This window comes from Dyella sp. Tek66A03, assembly GCF_052567735.1.
In genome coordinates, this window is sequence record NZ_CP199584.1 from 1,042,597 (window position 1) to 1,059,268 (window position 16,672).

17 protein-coding genes are annotated in these 16,672 nt (G+C 61.2%); 12 read left to right on the plus strand and 5 right to left on the minus strand.

The window, feature by feature from the left end; translation table 11 throughout:
- The first annotated feature begins 65 nt into the window (after nt 1-65).
- From lgt to ACT01B_RS04585, 4 genes are all read left to right on the plus strand, one after another.
- On the plus strand, nt 66-896 hold the full coding sequence (gene lgt / locus ACT01B_RS04570) for a prolipoprotein diacylglyceryl transferase (RefSeq protein WP_445146200.1): 831 nt from the start codon (nt 66-68) through the stop codon (nt 894-896).
- A gap of 4 nt (nt 897-900) precedes the next feature.
- A complete protein-coding gene (locus ACT01B_RS04575; protein WP_445146201.1) occupies nt 901-1,695 on the plus strand; it encodes a thymidylate synthase in 795 nt (264 codons plus the stop codon).
- A gap of 111 nt (nt 1,696-1,806) precedes the next feature.
- Nucleotides 1,807-2,295 carry a dihydrofolate reductase gene (locus ACT01B_RS04580; protein ID WP_445146202.1) on the plus strand — a complete coding sequence of 163 codons (489 nt, stop codon included), beginning with the start codon at nt 1,807-1,809 and terminating at the stop codon, nt 2,293-2,295.
- Nucleotides 2,296-2,337: 42 nt separating this feature from the next.
- Complete coding sequence (locus tag ACT01B_RS04585) at nt 2,338-3,270, plus strand: Nudix family hydrolase (RefSeq protein ID WP_445146203.1); 933 nt, start codon at nt 2,338-2,340, stop codon at nt 3,268-3,270.
- A 22-nt stretch (nt 3,271-3,292) separates the two neighbouring features.
- On the opposite strand, the gene coaE is transcribed toward ACT01B_RS04585, so the two are convergent.
- The 4 genes from coaE to pilB all read right to left on the minus strand — a co-directional run bounded on the left by coaE (nt 3,293) and on the right by pilB (nt 7,971).
- Complete coding sequence (coaE, locus tag ACT01B_RS04590; RefSeq protein ID WP_445146204.1) at nt 3,293-3,916, minus strand: dephospho-CoA kinase; 624 nt, start codon at nt 3,914-3,916, stop codon at nt 3,293-3,295.
- Nucleotides 3,913-4,770 (minus strand): prepilin peptidase, encoded by an 858-nt coding sequence (locus tag ACT01B_RS04595; RefSeq protein WP_445146205.1) that lies wholly within the window; start codon nt 4,768-4,770, stop codon nt 3,913-3,915. Before ACT01B_RS04595 ends, coaE begins: the two co-directional genes overlap by 4 nt.
- A 65-nt stretch (nt 4,771-4,835) precedes the next feature.
- The gene (locus ACT01B_RS04600; RefSeq protein ID WP_445146206.1) at nt 4,836-6,104 is read right to left on the minus strand and encodes a type II secretion system F family protein; all 1,269 of its coding nucleotides are present in this window, start codon (nt 6,102-6,104) and stop codon (nt 4,836-4,838) included.
- 145 nt (nt 6,105-6,249) lie between these two features.
- Complete coding sequence (pilB, locus tag ACT01B_RS04605) at nt 6,250-7,971, minus strand: type IV-A pilus assembly ATPase PilB (protein ID WP_445146207.1); 1,722 nt, start codon at nt 7,969-7,971, stop codon at nt 6,250-6,252.
- A gap of 395 nt (nt 7,972-8,366) precedes the next feature.
- Here pilB and ACT01B_RS04610 point away from each other — a divergent pair, with 395 nt between their 5' ends.
- The 8 genes from ACT01B_RS04610 (at nt 8,367) to ACT01B_RS04645 (ending at nt 15,882) form a co-directional block, all read left to right on the plus strand.
- The gene (locus ACT01B_RS04610; protein WP_445146208.1) at nt 8,367-8,564 is read left to right on the plus strand and encodes a DegT/DnrJ/EryC1/StrS family aminotransferase; all 198 of its coding nucleotides are present in this window, start codon (nt 8,367-8,369) and stop codon (nt 8,562-8,564) included.
- 137 nt (nt 8,565-8,701) lie between these two features.
- Complete coding sequence (locus tag ACT01B_RS04615; protein WP_445146209.1) at nt 8,702-8,878, plus strand: DegT/DnrJ/EryC1/StrS family aminotransferase; 177 nt, start codon at nt 8,702-8,704, stop codon at nt 8,876-8,878.
- A gap of 92 nt (nt 8,879-8,970) precedes the next feature.
- Nucleotides 8,971-9,825: a glycosyltransferase family 2 protein gene (locus tag ACT01B_RS04620; RefSeq protein WP_445146210.1), complete on the plus strand. Its 855-nt coding sequence runs from the start codon at nt 8,971-8,973 to the stop codon at nt 9,823-9,825.
- 21 nt (nt 9,826-9,846) lie between these two features.
- Nucleotides 9,847-11,070 (plus strand): glycosyltransferase, encoded by a 1,224-nt coding sequence (locus ACT01B_RS04625; protein WP_445146211.1) that lies wholly within the window; start codon nt 9,847-9,849, stop codon nt 11,068-11,070.
- Between the two features lie 47 nt (nt 11,071-11,117).
- A complete protein-coding gene (asnB, locus tag ACT01B_RS04630) occupies nt 11,118-12,899 on the plus strand; it encodes an asparagine synthase (glutamine-hydrolyzing) (RefSeq protein ID WP_445146212.1) in 1,782 nt (593 codons plus the stop codon).
- Nucleotides 12,820-14,019 (plus strand): glycosyltransferase, encoded by a 1,200-nt coding sequence (locus ACT01B_RS04635; protein WP_445146213.1) that lies wholly within the window; start codon nt 12,820-12,822, stop codon nt 14,017-14,019. Before asnB ends, ACT01B_RS04635 begins: the two co-directional genes overlap by 80 nt.
- Nucleotides 14,020-14,045: 26 nt before the next feature.
- Nucleotides 14,046-14,927 (plus strand): lysylphosphatidylglycerol synthase domain-containing protein, encoded by an 882-nt coding sequence (locus tag ACT01B_RS04640; RefSeq protein WP_445146214.1) that lies wholly within the window; start codon nt 14,046-14,048, stop codon nt 14,925-14,927.
- A complete protein-coding gene (locus tag ACT01B_RS04645) occupies nt 14,920-15,882 on the plus strand; it encodes a class I SAM-dependent methyltransferase (protein WP_445146215.1) in 963 nt (320 codons plus the stop codon). Before ACT01B_RS04640 ends, ACT01B_RS04645 begins: the two co-directional genes overlap by 8 nt.
- On the opposite strand, the gene ACT01B_RS04650 is transcribed toward ACT01B_RS04645, so the two are convergent.
- A complete protein-coding gene (locus tag ACT01B_RS04650) occupies nt 15,869-16,636 on the minus strand; it encodes a TylF/MycF/NovP-related O-methyltransferase (RefSeq protein WP_445146216.1) in 768 nt (255 codons plus the stop codon). The genes ACT01B_RS04645 and ACT01B_RS04650 overlap by 14 nt on opposite strands.
- Between the last annotated feature and the right edge of the window lie 36 nt (nt 16,637-16,672).

Here is a 16,672-nt window from a genome sequence, read left to right on the forward strand (position 1 = left end):
CAATGGCTCATGTCTTGCCCCGGCTTGCCCGCTACACTGCCGTTTTGCCGCCGCCCCGTTTGCCCATGACGCAGCCCTTTACCGTTGACTTCAACCCTGTTGCCTTTCATCTGGGGCCGCTTCAGATCCACTGGTATGGCCTGATGTACCTCTCCGGCTTCCTGGGCGCCTGGTTGCTGGCGGAGTACCGGCGCGGCAAGGGACGCCTGCCGGTGACGCGCGATGCGGTGGGCGACCTGCTGTTCTACGCGATGATGGGCGTCATCGTCGGTGGGCGCGTCTGGTACATGCTGTTTTACGCCGACATCCACTGGATCTGGACCGATCCACTGGCGCTGTTCCGCGTATGGGACGGTGGCATGAGCTTCCATGGTGGCCTGCTAGGCGTGCTGGTGGCCGGCTGGTGGTGGTCCCGTCGCCAGGGCGTGCATTTCTTCGACACCATGGACTTCGTGGCGCCGATCGTGCCGATTGGCCTGGGCCTGGGTCGACTGGGCAATTTCATCAACGGCGAGTTGTGGGGTAAGCCGTCGGACGTGCCCTGGGCGATGATTTTCCCGAATGCGCCGGATCGTTTGCCGCGTCATCCCTCGCAGCTGTACGAGATGCTGTTGGAGGGCGTGGTGATGTTCAGCTTCCTCTTCCTGGTCTCGATGAAACCCCGGCCGCGTTACCTGATGTCGGGCCTATTCGCGCTGATGTACGGATGTTTCCGCTTTGCGGTCGAGTTCGTCCGCGTGCCCGATCCGCAGCTCGGTTATCTGGCCTGGGGCTGGCTGACCATGGGGCAGATCCAATCGCTGCCCTTGATCCTCGTCGGTGTCGTGTTGATCGTGATGTCGCGCAAGGCGCCGACCTTGCGCCCTTACGCGGTTTCGCTGCCGGCCAAGGAGTAAGCGCATGCGTGCCTATCTGGATTTATTGCAACATGTGCTCGATCACGGCACCGAAAAGGACGACCGCACCGGCACCGGCACGCGCAGCGTTTTCGGCTGGCAGATGCGCTTTGATCTGGCGCAGGGGTTTCCGCTGGTCACGACCAAGAAACTGCATTTGAAATCGATCATCCACGAGCTGATCTGGTTCCTGCGCGGCGAAACCAATACGGCCTACCTGAAGCAACACGGCGTCAGCATCTGGGACGAATGGGCCGATGCCAACGGCGAGCTTGGGCCGGTGTATGGCAAGCAGTGGCGCGCATGGCCTACCGCCGACGGCGGCGTGGTGGATCAGATTCGCTGGGTGGTGGACGAGATCAAGCGCAATCCCGATTCGCGCCGCCTGTTGGTGAGCGCGTGGAATGTCGGCGAGCTGCCGAAGATGGCCTTGATGCCGTGTCACGCGCTGTTCCAGTTCTACGTGGCGGACGGCAAGCTGAGCTGCCAGCTTTACCAGCGGTCCGGCGACATTTTCCTGGGCGTGCCTTTCAACATCGCCAGCTACGCGCTGCTGACCCACATGATCGCCCAGGTGTGCGATCTGGGCGTGGGCGATTTCGTGCACACCCTGGGCGACGCGCACCTGTACAACAACCACCTCGAACAGGCGCGCCTGCAGCTGTCGCGCGAGCCGCGCCCGTTGCCGCGACTGGAGCTCAATCCGGGGGTACGATCACTGTTCGACTTCCGCTTCGAGGACGTGGCCATCAGCGGCTACGAGCCGTACCCGGCTATCAGGGCGCCGGTGGCGGTGTAAACCCGCAAACAACCCGTGGATGCGTCATCGCATCCTGCTAAAATCGGTCGCCGCGGAGCCTTTGGCCGGCTGCCGTGAGCTGCTCCAACCGTCGATGACCCAAGGATTTTCATGGCTATTTCGTTGATTGCCGCTCTGGATGAGAACTTCGCCATCGGCCGCAAAGGTCAGCTCCCCTGGCATCTGCCGGACGACCTGCGCTGGTTCAAGCAGCTCACCCTCGGCAAGTACGTGCTGATGGGTTACAACACGGCCGTCGCCGTGGGCCGCGCCTTGCCGGACCGCACGAACCTGGTGCTGAGCCGCAAGCACGAGGCACCGTTTCCGGGCCAAATCACCGTGCGTTCCCTGGCCGAGGGCCTCGCCAGGGCCGGCGGCACCGGACTGATGGTGATTGGCGGTGGGGCGGTCTATAACGAGGCGCTGCCGCAGGCCAAGCGCCTCTATCTGACCTGGGTCAACGGGGCGGTCGATGGCGCCGATACGTTCTTCCCAGGCGTGCATTTCAGCGACTGGACCGAAGTCTCGCGTACGCATCACAAGAAGGATGCCGATCACGCCTATGACTTCGACATGGTCGAGTACATTCGCAACGCCTGACCCAGGCGGCCCAGCCATGGCCTTCTCCAGGTGAGCCGAGCCATGCACGTGATGGCCGGCGTGCTGCTGGATGCCCGCGGCCGTGTGTTGCTGGCCCAGCGGCCGCCTGGCAAGCATCTGGCGGGGCTGTGGGAATTTCCCGGTGGCAAGCTGGATGCGGGCGAGATACCGGCCGCCGGGCTCGTCCGCGAGTTGCGCGAAGAGCTGGGTATCGAGGCCGAGATCTGTGATCCCGTGATCCGCGTGCCATGGCACTACGGCGATCGATCCTTGCTGCTCGACGCCTGGACCGTCCGTCACTGGCACGGTGAGCCGATGTCGCTGGAGGGGCAGGCGCTGCAATGGTGCGATCCCGCGGGCATCGATCCGGCCATATTGTCGCCGGCCGATCGGCCCATCCTGCGAGCACTGCAATTGCCGGCGCGCTATCCGATCACGCCCGCCGAAGTACCTCCCGAGGCGTTCGAGGCTTGGCGGCATCGCCTGGTCGAGGCCATCGAGCACGGCCTGCACCTGGCCTTGCTGCGTTTTCCGCTATGGGCGCCTGAGCGTGTGCGTGAACTGGCGGCAGCCTTGTTGCCGGTGGCGCGGGCGCGAGGCGCACACATGCTTCTGAGTGGCGATGTCGCGGGGGCGCTCGAGCTCGGTAGCGGTGTTGGCGTGCAGCTCAAGGCCTTTCAGCTGTCCTCCCTGGAAGAGCGGCCGTTGCCTTTAAGCCAACTGGTGGGTGCCAGCTGCCATGACGAGATTGAGCTCGCCCAGGCGTCGCGGTTCGCCGATTTCGCGACACTGTCACCCGTGTCAGCCACCGCCACGCATCCCGGTGTGGTCCCCCTGGGTTGGCCGACATTCCAGTCGATGCTCGAAGCCGCTTCCGTGCCGGTCTATGCGCTTGGCGGCATGACGGAGGCCGATACTCAGGTGGCGCGACGGGCGGGCGGGCAGGGCGTGGCCGGCATCCGCGGCTTCTGGTAAAGCCTGCTCTCGTGAGAGACGCTCAGCGCGTGGCTTCAGCCAAGGCCAGATAGCGCGTGTGCAACTGCGACACGGCCTGGTCCAGCGCCGCTTCGTCGCCGTGGTTTTCGATGACATCGTGGGCCAGCATCAACCGCTCCGTGCGATGGGCCTGGCGTTCGATCATGCGCCGCGCCAAGGCTTCATCGATGCCGTCGCGCCGTACCAGCCGCTCGAGCTGCATGGCTTTGGGCGCGTCGACCACCAGCACCCGGTCCACCCAGCGGTAGTGGTCCAGGTTTTCCGCCAGCAACGGAATCGCCAGCAGGCAGTAGGCGCCGCGATCAGCGTGGGCGTGCTCGTGTAGCCAGGCGCGTACGCGCGGGTGAATGATGGCCTCGAGCGCGCGCCGTGCCTCGTCGTCACCAAACACGCGTTTGCGCATGGCGGCGCGGTCCAACTGGCCACGGCTGTCGAGCACCTCGCCACCAAAGTGATCGATGACGGCCTGCAGTCCCCCGGTACCCGGAGCGATGACCTCGCGCGAGGCCACGTCGGCGTCGTAGACATGAATGCCCAGCGCTTCGAAGCGTCGCGATACCGCGCTCTTGCCGGCGGCGACACCGCCGGTCAGTGCGACTACGAAGCTGCGGCGCTGACCACTCATCGCAGCCCGGTCAGCTGCATATAGTTGAGCAGAAGCCAGTCCCCCGCGACGAACCACACCCAGCCGGCGGCGGCAATGAAGGGGCCAAACGGCATGGGAATCTCCCGACCATGCTTGCGCAGCAGGATCAGCGTACCGCCGACCAGCGCCCCGATCAGCGACGACAGCAGGATCACCGGCAAGATGGCACTGGGCCCCATCCAGGCGCCCAGCGCGGCAAGCAGCTTGAAGTCGCCATAGCCCATGCCTTCCTTGCCCGTAAGCAGCTTGAACAGCCAGTACACACTCCACAGGCTCAGATAGCCGATGGCCGCGCCGATAATCGCTGAGGAAGGCAGAACGAACATCGGCAACACGGCGAGTACCAGGCCCAGCCACAGCAGCGGAAAGTTGAGCTGGTCAGGGAGGTATTGCGTGCGGAAGTCGATGCCGGCCAAAGCGATCAGCATCCAGGTGAACACCAGGCCTGCGAGAGCGGGCCAGGTCGGCCCCAACTTCCACACGATAACCGCGCTAAGGACACCGCTCAGCAGCTCGATCAGCGGGTACTGGATGGAAATGGAAGTCTTGCAGTAACGACAGCGCCCGCGCAGCAGCAGCCAGCCAAACAGCGGAATATTGTCCAGCGCCGAGAGCCGGTGGAGGCAGTGCGGGCAGTGCGATGGCTCACGCACGATCCCGGGAGGTAGCGGCTTGTCCTCGGACTCGACCCCCAGCGTGTCGAGCGCATCCAGTCGCCATTCGGCTTTCATGCGTTCCGGCAAGCGCAGGATCACGACGTTGAGAAAGCTGCCGACCATCAGGCCGAGCACGCCACCGGCGAGAATCCAGGCCCACAGAGGAAGATCAAGCATGCGCAGTTCCAAAGGCTATAAAAAAGCCCCCCTCCCAATGGGAGAGGGGCTTGGAGAACAGCAGATTACACCGTGCCTGCGAGCTTGAAGATGGGCAGGTAAAGCGAGATGACCATGCCACCGACCAGTGCGCCGAGGATCACCATGATCAGCGGTTCGAGCAGGGTGGCCAGTGTGTCAACGGCGTTGCTCACCTCTTCCTCATAGAACTCGGCCACCTTGAACAGCATATGGTCCAGCGCGCCGGATTCCTCGCCGATGCCGGTCATCTGCACCACCATGTTGGGGAATACGCCGGTTTGGCGCATCGCCAACTGGAGCTGGTGACCCACCGAGACATCTTCTCGCATCTGTCTGACCGCGTCGCCGTAGACAATGCTACCGGTGGCGCCGGCCACTGCATCCAAAGCTTCTACCAGCGGTACACCTGCGCGGAAGGTGACGCCAAGCGTCCGTGCGAAACGGGCGATGGCCGATTGGCGAAGGATATTGCCGATGACCGGCAGCTTCAGCATCACCCGATCGAGGAAGTGAGCGAACTTTACCGAACGCTTCTTGGCCATCACCAAAGCGACGACGCTGCCGATGATGCCGAAAATGACCGCCCACCAATAGGCCTTCATGAACTCAGATGCGTTGATCACGATCTGTGTCGGGGCAGGCAGCTCAGCGCCAGCATCCTTGAAGGTTTGGGCGAAGACCGGCACCACGAACAGCAGCATGATCATGCTGACCAATAGCGCTACCGCCAACACCATCATGGGATAGAACAGCGCCTTTCTGATCTTCGCCTTGAGTGTCTCCGTCTTTTCCTTGTAAGTCGCTACGGTGTCGAGCACGGTATCGAGCACACCCGATGCTTCGCCAGCGTGGACCAGGTTGCGGTACAGTTCGTCGAACTGCACAGGGTACTTTGCCAATGCTTCGTGCAAGGCCGAGCCGCCCTCGATGCCCTGCTTCACATCGGTCAGGATGTTCTTGAAGCGGATGTTCTTCTGGCCGTCGGCGATGATTTCGAAGGACTGCACCATCGGAACGCCCGAGGCCATCATGGTGGCGATCTGGCGACTGAAGATCGCGACGTCGCGGGGCTTTACAGCACTTCCGTTTGCACCGAAAAGCGGTTTGCCGCGTTCGCGCACCGTCTGTGGGTTCATGCCCTGACGACGCAGTTCGGCCTTGACGAGGGTGGCATTCTTCGCCGACATCTCGCCTTTCATACGCTTGCCGCGCTTGTCCAGCGCAACCCAGTCGTACATGGTCAGCTTGCTGATTACAGCGCGCTGGGCGCCCAGCGAACCGGCGTTCTTGGTAGCGGCGGTGGCCGTGGCCATTGTGATTCCCCCTGCTGGTACGGTCGGGTCGTCTTAGGAAGACGACAGCCTGATTTTTTGCAGCTTAAGTCATTCGTGTGGAGCAATTCGTGGCGCCGGACGCAACTTTGGTGCGACCCATAGCCCTATTCGGCCGCTTTAGACCTCAATCCTTGGTGACGCGATCGATCTCAGCCAGGCTAGTAACGCCCTTCTTTGCCTTCAATAGAGCGGATGCGCGCAAGTCGTTCACGCCGGCTTTGCGGGCTACTTCGGCGATTTGCAGCGCATTGCCGCCTTGCAAGATGATCTTCTGGATGTCTTCCAGCATCGGCATTACCTGGTAGATACCTAAGCGTCCCTTGTAGCCCTCGTTGCAACTATCGCAGCCGACGGCTTCATATAGGGTCAGGCCAGCGTCGATATCTTCCTGGGTGAAGCCTGCCGCCAACAGCGTTTGTGGCGGCAACTCTAGTGGCTTTTTGCACTCATGCAGGCGACGGGCCAGCCGCTGGGCAATGATCAGGGTTACCGACGACGTGATGTTATACGGCGCAATGCCCATGTTCATCAGGCGCGAAATGGTCTGTGGTGCGTCGTTGGTATGCAGAGTCGACAGCACCATGTGGCCGGTCTGGGCCGCCTTGACGGCGATTTCGGCGGTTTCCAGGTCGCGAATTTCGCCGACCATGATCACGTCCGGGTCCTGGCGCAGGAATGAACGTAGCGCAGCCGCGAAGGTCATGCCGCGCTTGACGTTCTGCTGGACCTGGTTGATGCCCTCGACACGGATTTCCACCGGGTCCTCGACCGTCGAGATATTGCGCTCGGTAGTGTTGAGGATGTTGAGCGCCGTATACAGCGACACGGTTTTGCCCGAGCCTGTCGGGCCGGTGACTAGCACCATGCCGTAGGGCTTGTGGATGGCATCCAAGTACAGCTGTTTCTGCACCTCCTCGTAGCCCAGCACATCGATGCCGAGTTTCGCAGCCGATCCGTCCAGGATACGCATCACGATCTTTTCGCCGAACAGGGTCGGCAGCGTACTGACGCGGAAGTCGACGGCACGGCTCTTGGACAGGTTGAGCTTGATGCGGCCGTCCTGCGGCACGCGCCGCTCGGCGATGTCCAGGCCGGCCATGACCTTGATGCGGGACGAAATGCGCGAAGCCAACTTCATTGGCGGGCTGGCCACGGCGCGCAGCATGCCATCCATACGCAGGCGCACGCGGTATTGGGTCTCGAACGGCTCGAAGTGGATATCCGAGGCGCCGCGCTTGATCGCATCCACCAGGATCTTGTTGACGAACTTCACAACCGGCGCGTCGTCATTCGCGTTGGCGTCGATGCCGGTGGACTCGGCCTCGTCATCACCGCCCTCCAGCGACAGATCGTCGAGCTCGCCACCGCCCATGTCGGGCATGGCGTTGCTCATGGTGCTGAGCAAGGTCTCGATCGTGCGCAGGAGCTGGCCGCGCTCGACCAGGATCGGTTCCACCATGCAATTAGAATGGAACTTGATCTCGTCCAGCGCATGCGACTGCATGGGATCGGCGATACCCACGAACAACCGCTTGCCGCGCTTGAACAATGGAATGGCGCGATGCTTGTTGATCAGCGCCTCGCTGATCAGATTGACCGGCATCTGGGTTGGTGCCAGGGAACTGACGTCCATCATCGGCATGCCGAACTCGTCGGAAGCGATGCGGGTCAAACGAGCGCTGTCTACCAGGTTGTGGTCCAGCAGCCAGGCGGCGAAGGCGGTCTTGTGCTGGAGCGAATCAGCCACTGCCTTGCGCACGTCGGCCTCGGGCAGCACGTCTTCCGACACCAGCCGGCGCGCCATGCCTGATAGGCCCGCGAGCGAGGGTTGCATTAACGTTGACATGGCAATACTGACTCAGCCCCCTGATTGATTGGGAATTTACCCCAGTTGAGCGGGTAGGTCACCCGCCGCGTGAACTCCATGGCACGCGGGGTGACGCTGCGCACAGATCGCCGCAGCGTGAAAGGCCATGCAACAGGCGTGCCTCGACGGCCAGAAAGACGTAGACGTTACCGCATGGTTGAGATAGAAAAGCCGCTTTTGCCCCGAAGTCACTAGGCATCGTGTCAAAAACCGACTCCCGGCGCCCTTTTCCGGTCTTTGGCGCCCCGCGTATCGAAGAGGCCAAGATTGCCAAGTCGGAGGCCTGCCTGCGTTCGGGCTGGCTGGGCACAGGGCCGCGGGTGGCCTAGTTCGAACGGGACTTTGCCAGTTGGCGAGGCGTGCGTCCGTCCCAGGTGGCGGCTGTCAAAGTCCTGTACGGCGGTCTTGCACGTGAGCATAGTGGCGGCCGGCCTGGTGCCGGACAGTGGGTCATTACCACCTCGCTGACGTTCTGCGCCACGGTCAATGCCATCCTGCATGCCGGGCTCAGGCCCGTGCTTACCGTTGTTGATCGCGTGACCCAGAACATTGACCCGGGGGCCATTGAATAGGCGATCATCCCGCGTAGAGGAGCACATCGCCCGTGCCCGTGCCCGCGCTGCACGGCATGAGCAAGGGTGCATGACACCGTTTCAGCGACCAAGGGTATCGCCACTATCAGGAGGTCGAGCGCGGCTTCAAATACAGGATGACGGATTTGCAGGCGGCGATCAGCATCCATCAGCTGGCGCGCGTGGAGATGAACTGGGAGCCTCGGCCCCAGATCTGGCGGCGGTGCAACGAAGCGCTCGCGGTGCTGCCGATCGACCTGCCGGCGGCACCGGAGGAAGGAGCGGGCGGGCGAGGTACACCCGGCGTGATGTGATCCACCGCCAGCAATTTCACACGGGTGGTCAGAGACCGCGGATCGGCATGTCGCTCAGGTTATGATGCCGGCTCACTCTCGGGGGCCCGCTCTTGACTCGTCTAAGCATCATCCTGCCCGCCAAAAACGAAGGGGCGGCGCTGAAGGATTTGTTGCCACGCCTGCGCCAGGCCGAACCGGCAGCGGAGATCATCATAGTAGATGACGGTTCAACCGATGACACACGCGACATTTGCGCCGCCGCAAACGTGACCTGCCTGTCCTCCCCATATGCCATGGGCAATGGAGCCGCCATCAAACGCGGCGCCCGTGCCGCCAGCGGCGACGTGCTGATTTTCATGGACGGCGACGGTCAGCACGACCCTGCGGACATTGCGCGCCTGTTGGAAAAACTGGAACAAGGTTATGACATGGTCGTCGGCGCCCGCGACTGGAGCAGCCAGGCCGGTGTGGGGCGAGGGGTCGCCAACACCATCTACAACTGGCTGGCGACGCACATGACAGGTCACGAAGTGAAGGATCTCACCTCTGGCTACCGCGCCGTGTGCGCCGACAAATTCCGTGAATTCCTGCATCTGCTGCCCAACGGGTTTTCCTATCCCACCACCAGCACCATGGCGTTTTTCCGCAGCGCGTATCCCGTGGCATATGTGCCGATCAGGGCGGCACAGCGCGTGGGCAAGAGCCACATCAAGCCGCTGAAGGACGGCGTGCGGTTTTTCTTGATTATTTTCAAGATCGCAACGTTGTATTCGCCATTGAAGTTGTTTGTGCCGGCGAGTGCGCTGTTCTTTTTGGCGGGGTGCGCCAACTACGCGCGGACGTTCTTCATGGATGGACGGCTGACGAACATGAGTACGTTGATGTGGAGCGCGGCGGTGATCGTTTTCCTGATCGGATTGGTTTCCGAGCAGATCACATCGTTGATTTACCGGCGCGATGCGTAGACTGATCCGCGTGATTCGGTCATGAAAAAAATGCGCTTGCTCGCATTGTCGACGTCATATCCGTTGCGCACGGGTAGTTCCGCAGGCGTATTCGTCCAAAGTCTTTATCGACGATTGTCTGAAGGATGCGCAATAGACGTGGTCTGTCCCGCCGATTCGAAACCCGTAAAGGCGACATTTGACGATGGCGCGGCACCGGGCATTCGCATTCATGCAGTGCGTTACGCCCCTAGGGCTTGGCGCAGGTTGGCCCAGGAGTCAGGCGGAGTGGTTACGGGCCTGCGGCGCTCACCATGGCACGCATTATTGCTACCAGGACTGCTGTTCGGGCTGTTTTGGCGCTGCCTGCTGTGCGCGGGTGATGCGGATTTAATCCATGCCAACTGGTCGGTATGTGGGGCCATGGCGGGCATCATCGGGCGTTTGCGGAGGAAGCCCGTGATCACGACGTTGCGCGGCAGCGATGTAGCGCGCGCGACGCGTTCGTGGCTGGATCGAATGATCCTCGGCTTGGCCGTGCGTAATAGTCGAATAGTGATTTGCGTTTCGGAGGCGATGGCCGAACGGCTGCAGGCGCAATTCCCACACCGTCGCGCCGACATCCATGCGTGCCTCAATGGCGCCGATGAAGCATTCTTCGAGATTGACAGGGCCGTTTCCGGCGGAACTGGCTTGCGTGTGCTGGCGGTCGGCAACCTGATTCGCCTGAAGGGCTTCGATGTGTTGATCGAGGCTGTCGCGCGTGCGCGCCATCGCGAGCGAATGCATGTATGCATCGTTGGCGACGGACCCGAGCGGGAACCGTTGCTCGCTCAGGCCGCATCCCGTGGCGTGTCCTCCTGTTTCACGTTTGTCGGGACCGTGCCTGCAACCGACATGCCGAAACGCACTGCTGAAGCGGATGTGTTCGTCCTCTCCAGTCGTTCGGAAGGTCGGCCCAATGTTGTCGTGGAAGCCTTGGCTGGCGGTGTGCCGGTTATTTCCACCGATCTGGAGGGTGTGCAGGGGATGGTCAGGAATGGTGACACCGGCTGGCTGGTCGCAGTCGATGACGCAGATGCATTGGCCGCTGCGCTGGATCAGGCGGTCACCGATCGCGTGGAACTTCAACGCCGCGGTGAACGCGCGCGCGCGTTCGCACGCATCCAGATCGGGACGTGGGTGGATACTGCGCGTTGTTACGAGGCGTTGTTCCAGACAGCCCTGACAGCAGGCGGGAGGCAGCACTCGTCATGTGCGGAATAGCCTTTCTCCGGGACCCGGCCGTTTCAACCGGGGAGCGCCGCGAACGCATGGCGGCGGCCTTGCAACGGCTCAAACAGCGCGGTCCCGATGAAACTGGATGCTTTGTCGGCGGCGATTTCGTGGCGGGGCACACGCGACTGGCGATCATCGATCTCAATGGCGGTCACCAGCCCATGCGTGATCCCGCTGGACGCTGGGTTTTGGTGTTCAACGGCGAGATCTACAACTACCGGGAACTGCGAGCGCAGTTGGCGGGACGATGGCACTTCCGGGATGACAGCGACACCGAAGTGTTGCTGGCTGGGTTGATCACGGAAGGTCCAAGGTTTGTCGAGCGCCTGGATGGCATGTGGGCGTTCGTGTTGCACGATGTTGCTTCCGGCGATTTGTTGCTTTCAAGGGATCGCTTTGGCAAAAAGCCCCTCTATTACCGCCGTCGCGGTGCGGCGTTTGCCTGCGCCTCCGAATTGCCGGCACTGGCGGCGCTGACTCCAGATGTAGCGGTCACGGAAGATGCTGCGGGCATCGCGGACTATTTTCGCTACGGTTACGCGCTGCCCGGAACAACATGTGTGGCGGGCGTCAGTGAAGTTTTGCCGGCGCACACGCTGTGGCTGGGCGCGGATGGCTCCATCGTCCAGGAGCGCTATTGGGCGCCATCGGTCGAACCTTGGACAGGCAGCTTCGGAGAAGCTGCCGGGCGGGTACGCGAACTGTTGACGCAAAGCGTGCGCCGACGCCAGTTGGCGTCCGACGTTGAAGTCGGGGCGTTCCTTTCTGGCGGCGTCGATTCAACGACCGTGTGTGCGCTCGCGCAGGAATCGGGGTTCGGAAGGCTGCGAACGTTCACGGCGGGCTTTGCCGAACCGACCTACGACGAGCGGGCGCCAGCGGCGCGGGCAGCAGCCGAGTTGGGTACGCTGCACACGGCTGAAGAGATCAAGCCGGATATGGCGGCGGCCCTTGCAAGGGAACTTCCCCGCCGCATGGGTCAGCCGTTCGGCGACTCCTCGCTAGTTCCCAGCGCTTTGGTCGCTTCAGTGGCAGCACGGCACGTCAAAGTGGTTCTGACGGGTGATGGCAGCGACGAGATCTTCGGCGGGTACGCCAGATACATGGGCCGATTGCTGCGCCAGCGATATCACCGGCTGCCGGGTTCGTTACGCTCGATCATCGAGCGTGGCGTACTGGCGACGCCTGAGCCCTACGCGCATCACAGCGGCAGCCTGTTGAAACGCGCCCATCTTTTCGTGCGGCTGGCGCGCGAGGACAGGGATTCCTACGTAGGTCCGCCGGCGATCCGCAAGGAGACGCTCGCGCAACTGGTGCCTGCCTTGGGCGCGGGAAACTCGATGCCCGATCTGCCATGGCCCGATGACCCGGACGAACTGAGGCATATGTTGTTGATGGATTGCCTGGTCTATTTGCCCCAGGACATCCTGCAAAAAGTCGATCGCGCGACGATGATGTATTCACTCGAAGCTCGCAGTCCCTTCCTGGACAAGGAGCTTTTTGAATTTGCGATACGCTTGCCTTGGCAATGGCACTTCTCAGGATTTCGAGGAAAGCGCCTGTTGCAGGCGGCCATGCGAGGCCGCGTGCCTGACTTCATCTGGGATCGTCGCAAACAGGGGTTTGCTTCGCCGGTCAGTCACTGGCTGCGCAACTGGCTGGGGGATGACCTGCTGGCCATGACGGATTCAGGAGACACCGGTGTCGTGGATGCTGCGGGATTACGCGCGCTGCTGCGTGAGCATCGCGCTGGGCGCGCCGATCATTCCCAGCCTCTTTGGTTGGCTTATGCCTACCTGCGCTGGCGCGCCGGTTGACAAGGTGGCGGCACGCGCTGATCGTATCTTGCTCGTCTTGCCGAGCCTCGAACGAGGTGGCGGCGAGCGTGTATTGCTGCAACTGGCGGGATCGTTTCTGGCCGCAGGGAGGGAAGTGCACGTGGTTGCCCTGCTTGGCGGCGGTCCGCTGCGCGCGCTTGTTCCAGATGCTGTCACGTTGCACGAATTGATTGATGCCGGGGGGGCGCCCAAAGGGCCTACGCTGGCATGGAGGGCATTCCCCAAGCTGGTATCGCTCATCCGTATGGTCAAACCACATGCCGTCTTGAGCACGATGACAGGCACAAATTTGCTGGTTGTGTTGGCATGCTTGCGGGCGCGCATTCATATGCGCCTCGTTTTGCGGGAAGCAGCCAGCCTAGTCAACACAAAAAGTGTCCTGAAACGACAGGCGATGCGTTGGCTCTACAGGTGCGCTGATGGGTTGGTCGCGGTATCAGCTGGCGTTGCGCAGGATTTGCGTGGGCTGGGCCTTTCGGATGACCGCATTCATGTCATACGCAATCCGGTCGATGTTGAACAGTTGCGATATTTGGCCGGAAAGGGACGGCCGCTGTCGAGCCACGGGGATGAGCCCTATGTGGTATCGCTCGGGCGACTGGCTGAGCAAAAAGATCATCCCACCCTGTTGCACGCCTACGCTGCCAGCGCTTTACGCGCCAGCCACCGCCTGGTCATCGTCGGTGGGGGCGACTGGCATGGGAGGCTAAAGCACTTGGCGGATGAACTCGGCCTGGCGGATCGTGTCCTGTTCACCGGTGCGATGGACAACCCGTATCGTGTGCTGGCGGATGCTGAGCTGCACGTTCTTTCTTCCCGCTGGGAAGGTTATCCGAATGTTCTTCTGGAGGCGTTGGCGTTGGGAGTTCCAGTGGTGTCCACCGATTGCCCGCATGGTCCGCGCGAGATACTCAATGACGGACGCCACGGCCGTCTTGTGCCAGTCGCCGATGCCGCTACCTTGGCACGTGCGATGGATGAAGAATTGAAGCAACCATCGTCCGGGGTTGAGGCAGTACTCGCAGCTCATCGTCCCCAGGTCGTTGCGTCGCGCTATTTGACTTTGCTGGATGGCGGAACTGAGGTGCTGCAATCATGAGTCGGCCAAGGCGAACGTGGCGCAACGTGGCGTATCTGCTGCTCGTGGTCGTGGCAGTTGTTCTGGTCGTGTACTGGTGGCCGACGCTTGCAGCGATCTGGCGCGAACAGGCGCTGACCTTCGTGGGCGCCATCGTGATCATGATTTGCGCCACGTTGGTGCAGGCACGCAACTTCTTGGTGTTCCTTGATACACCAGTCCGTTTGCGAGTCTGGCGTTTCATGCCGGTATGGGCGTGGGGCGCATTGGCCAACTACGTAGCTCCGTTACAGGCCGGCAGCATCGCAATCCGAGTGGCATGGCTGGGCCGGCATAAGGTGAGTGTCACGGACACCCTGCTGGCAACCTGGCGTCAGCTTGCATTGAGCCTCTGGATTGCGTTTGCGGGACTGGCGATTGGGCTGCTGCTTGTTGGGGACCCGCGCGGCCGCTGGCCCGCTCTTGTGCTATTTCTGCTGTGGCTGAGCATGTTTTTCATGCGCAAACTGTGGTTGACGTGGTTGAGCAACATAACGCGCCCGGCCTGGCTGGCGAACCGAAAGCAACTCATGGACCGAGCCGTCATGGGGATCACGCCTAGCGGCATCTTGGGCGTCGTTGCGCAGTATGTGCTGGGTACACTGTTGCTGTATTGGGTGTACGCGTGTTTTGATGCCTCGATAGGGCTTGGGCAGGCGCTCATTTTGGCTTGCCTGATTTATGCATCGTCCCTCATCGCTGTATTGCCCGGCAACCTAGGCGTGACGGAAGCGATCTACATGCTGGGTGGCCATGGGTTTGGCTTGGACATGGCACAGGCTGGTGCATTGGCGCTACTGATTCGCACCGCGAATATAGCGACGAATTTGTTGATTGCGCTGGTGGGCGTGTGGTGTGGTGGGAATGGATTTGGCGCAGAGCATGAATAGTTCTTGGCAAAGCCGGCTTTGCGAACTTCCGGTTGAAGCAGTGGGAGATTGCTTGCTGTGCGAGGGTGTGCAGGGGACGCCTGATCCTCAGTGGCGTGAATACCTGAATCTCGTGCCGCCATTCGACGTGGTGCGCTGTCCGGCCTGCTCTTTGCGGTGGTTGAGCCCTCGGCCAAGTGCTGAGGGTTACGTGTCGCTCTACACCGACGCAATGTATTTCGGGGGCGGCGGCGCTTCACCTGCTGACTACGAGTCCTCGACGAAAGCGCGAATCGACTACATGCGCGCGAGGATTGCGCGTCTTGAGCGCATGGCTAACAAGGAGGGACCGTTGTCTATTCTCGATTACGGTGCGGCCACCGGCGACTTTGTTCGCGCAGGTCTTGACGCAGGACATGATTGCATTGGCATCGAGCTGTCCGTAGACGCCCGAGCCATTGCAGAACAAAAGAACGGCGTGACCCTGCTGTCGATTGACTGTGTTGAGGAAATGTCCGACGCGCGATTCGACGCCATTCACATGAATCATGTGCTTGAACACATGCCTGATCCCCTCGCGCACGCTCGCTGGTGTGCGCGGGTTCTCAAGCCGGGCGGGCTATTTGTTCTGGAGGTGCCGCAACAGTTCGACAATGACCTTGACCGGTTTCGTCGTGGGCTGCGTGTTGGCGGGAGGCTTCCGCGATTCGACGCCTATTCGTTGCACCATACCTATTTCTTTACACCTTCAACGGCCGCAACCTTGCTTGCAAAAGCGGGCTTCAGTGTTCTGAACTTGTCTACATTCAACAGTGACAAGACTCCCCTCTGGCCTTTTTCGCCTAAAAATTACGTACTCAGATTACTGCTTAGCATGGCTGATCGATTGCACGCAGGCGGCAACATCATCGAGGTGTTTGCACAGCGGGCTCCGGCGTCACGTCATTGCGTTCCTGGTGAAATCAACGCTTCATGATGACGCCTTGGCCGGTGGCTAGATGCAGGATCTCGATGCCTTCCGATGCAGCCAGTTCGTCCGCGGCGCGTGTTGCGCCGGGGCAGGTCTTGAATCCGTAATCATCCATGACGATAACGCCGCCCTTTACGAGTTGCGGATAGAAAAAGTTCAGGCTGTCGCGGGTCGGCTGGTAAAGGTCGACATCGACATGTACAAGTCGGAATTGACGATCTGCGACTTCAGCAAATCGTTCGGGAATCCAGCCCGGCAATACTTCGACCGTGTCGTAGCGAGCGAGGTTGTGTCGAAGCGTTGTCTCACTCGCAGTCATATCGCCGCCACCTTCAGACCAAGGCATCACGGATTCTGCGACGTCCAGGTCCGTCGCATCTGGAGCGGAAAGTCCTTGGAATGAATCAAACAGGTACAGTTTTCCATGCGTGGATGCTTGTGCGATGAAAAACGCAGATGTGCCGACATGGCAGCCGCATTCGGCCAAGTCTCCCTGCAGCGCATTGTTGAATTTTACATATTCACGCAACGTCCACTTTCTGTCCTGCGAATACGGGTTGCCTGGCGACATGCGGTTGAAGTCATCAAGAAATACCTTGTCGTCTCGCCAAAGTTTGTGGTCCTCGCTGATCGGAAAGTCACCGAACATGGCGGCCGAGGCACGAGCCAATTCCTGCCGTACGCGCCTTCGCTCGGCAGGGTTTCCGGTCAGTAACCATTTGGCGGCCCTGCCTAGACGTCTCGCGGAAATCATCGTCATAAAATCTTGCTTTGTTGGGGCTTCGTAATAATGCCT

What these genes read in the sequence shown, in the direction of transcription:
- ACT01B_RS04580 (WP_445146202.1), top strand. Translation starts at nt 1,807, where the DNA reads ATGGCTATTTCGTTGATTGCCGCTCTGGATGAGAACTTCGCCATCGGC.
- ACT01B_RS04625 (WP_445146211.1), top strand. Translation starts at nt 9,847, where the DNA reads ATGAAAAAAATGCGCTTGCTCGCATTGTCGACGTCATATCCGTTGCGC.
- ACT01B_RS04650 (WP_445146216.1), bottom strand. Translation starts at nt 16,636, where the DNA reads ATGACGATGATTTCCGCGAGACGTCTAGGCAGGGCCGCCAAATGGTTA.
- ACT01B_RS04600 (WP_445146206.1), bottom strand. Translation starts at nt 6,104, where the DNA reads ATGGCCACGGCCACCGCCGCTACCAAGAACGCCGGTTCGCTGGGCGCC.
- asnB (WP_445146212.1), top strand. Translation starts at nt 11,118, where the DNA reads ATGGCGGCGGCCTTGCAACGGCTCAAACAGCGCGGTCCCGATGAAACT.
- ACT01B_RS04575 (WP_445146201.1), top strand. Translation starts at nt 901, where the DNA reads ATGCGTGCCTATCTGGATTTATTGCAACATGTGCTCGATCACGGCACC.
- coaE (WP_445146204.1), bottom strand. Translation starts at nt 3,916, where the DNA reads ATGAGTGGTCAGCGCCGCAGCTTCGTAGTCGCACTGACCGGCGGTGTC.
- ACT01B_RS04585 (WP_445146203.1), top strand. Translation starts at nt 2,338, where the DNA reads ATGCACGTGATGGCCGGCGTGCTGCTGGATGCCCGCGGCCGTGTGTTG.
- ACT01B_RS04645 (WP_445146215.1), top strand. Translation starts at nt 14,920, where the DNA reads ATGAATAGTTCTTGGCAAAGCCGGCTTTGCGAACTTCCGGTTGAAGCA.
- ACT01B_RS04595 (WP_445146205.1), bottom strand. Translation starts at nt 4,770, where the DNA reads ATGCTTGATCTTCCTCTGTGGGCCTGGATTCTCGCCGGTGGCGTGCTC.
- lgt (WP_445146200.1), top strand. Translation starts at nt 66, where the DNA reads ATGACGCAGCCCTTTACCGTTGACTTCAACCCTGTTGCCTTTCATCTG.
- ACT01B_RS04615 (WP_445146209.1), top strand. Translation starts at nt 8,702, where the DNA reads ATGACGGATTTGCAGGCGGCGATCAGCATCCATCAGCTGGCGCGCGTG.
- pilB (WP_445146207.1), bottom strand. Translation starts at nt 7,971, where the DNA reads ATGTCAACGTTAATGCAACCCTCGCTCGCGGGCCTATCAGGCATGGCG.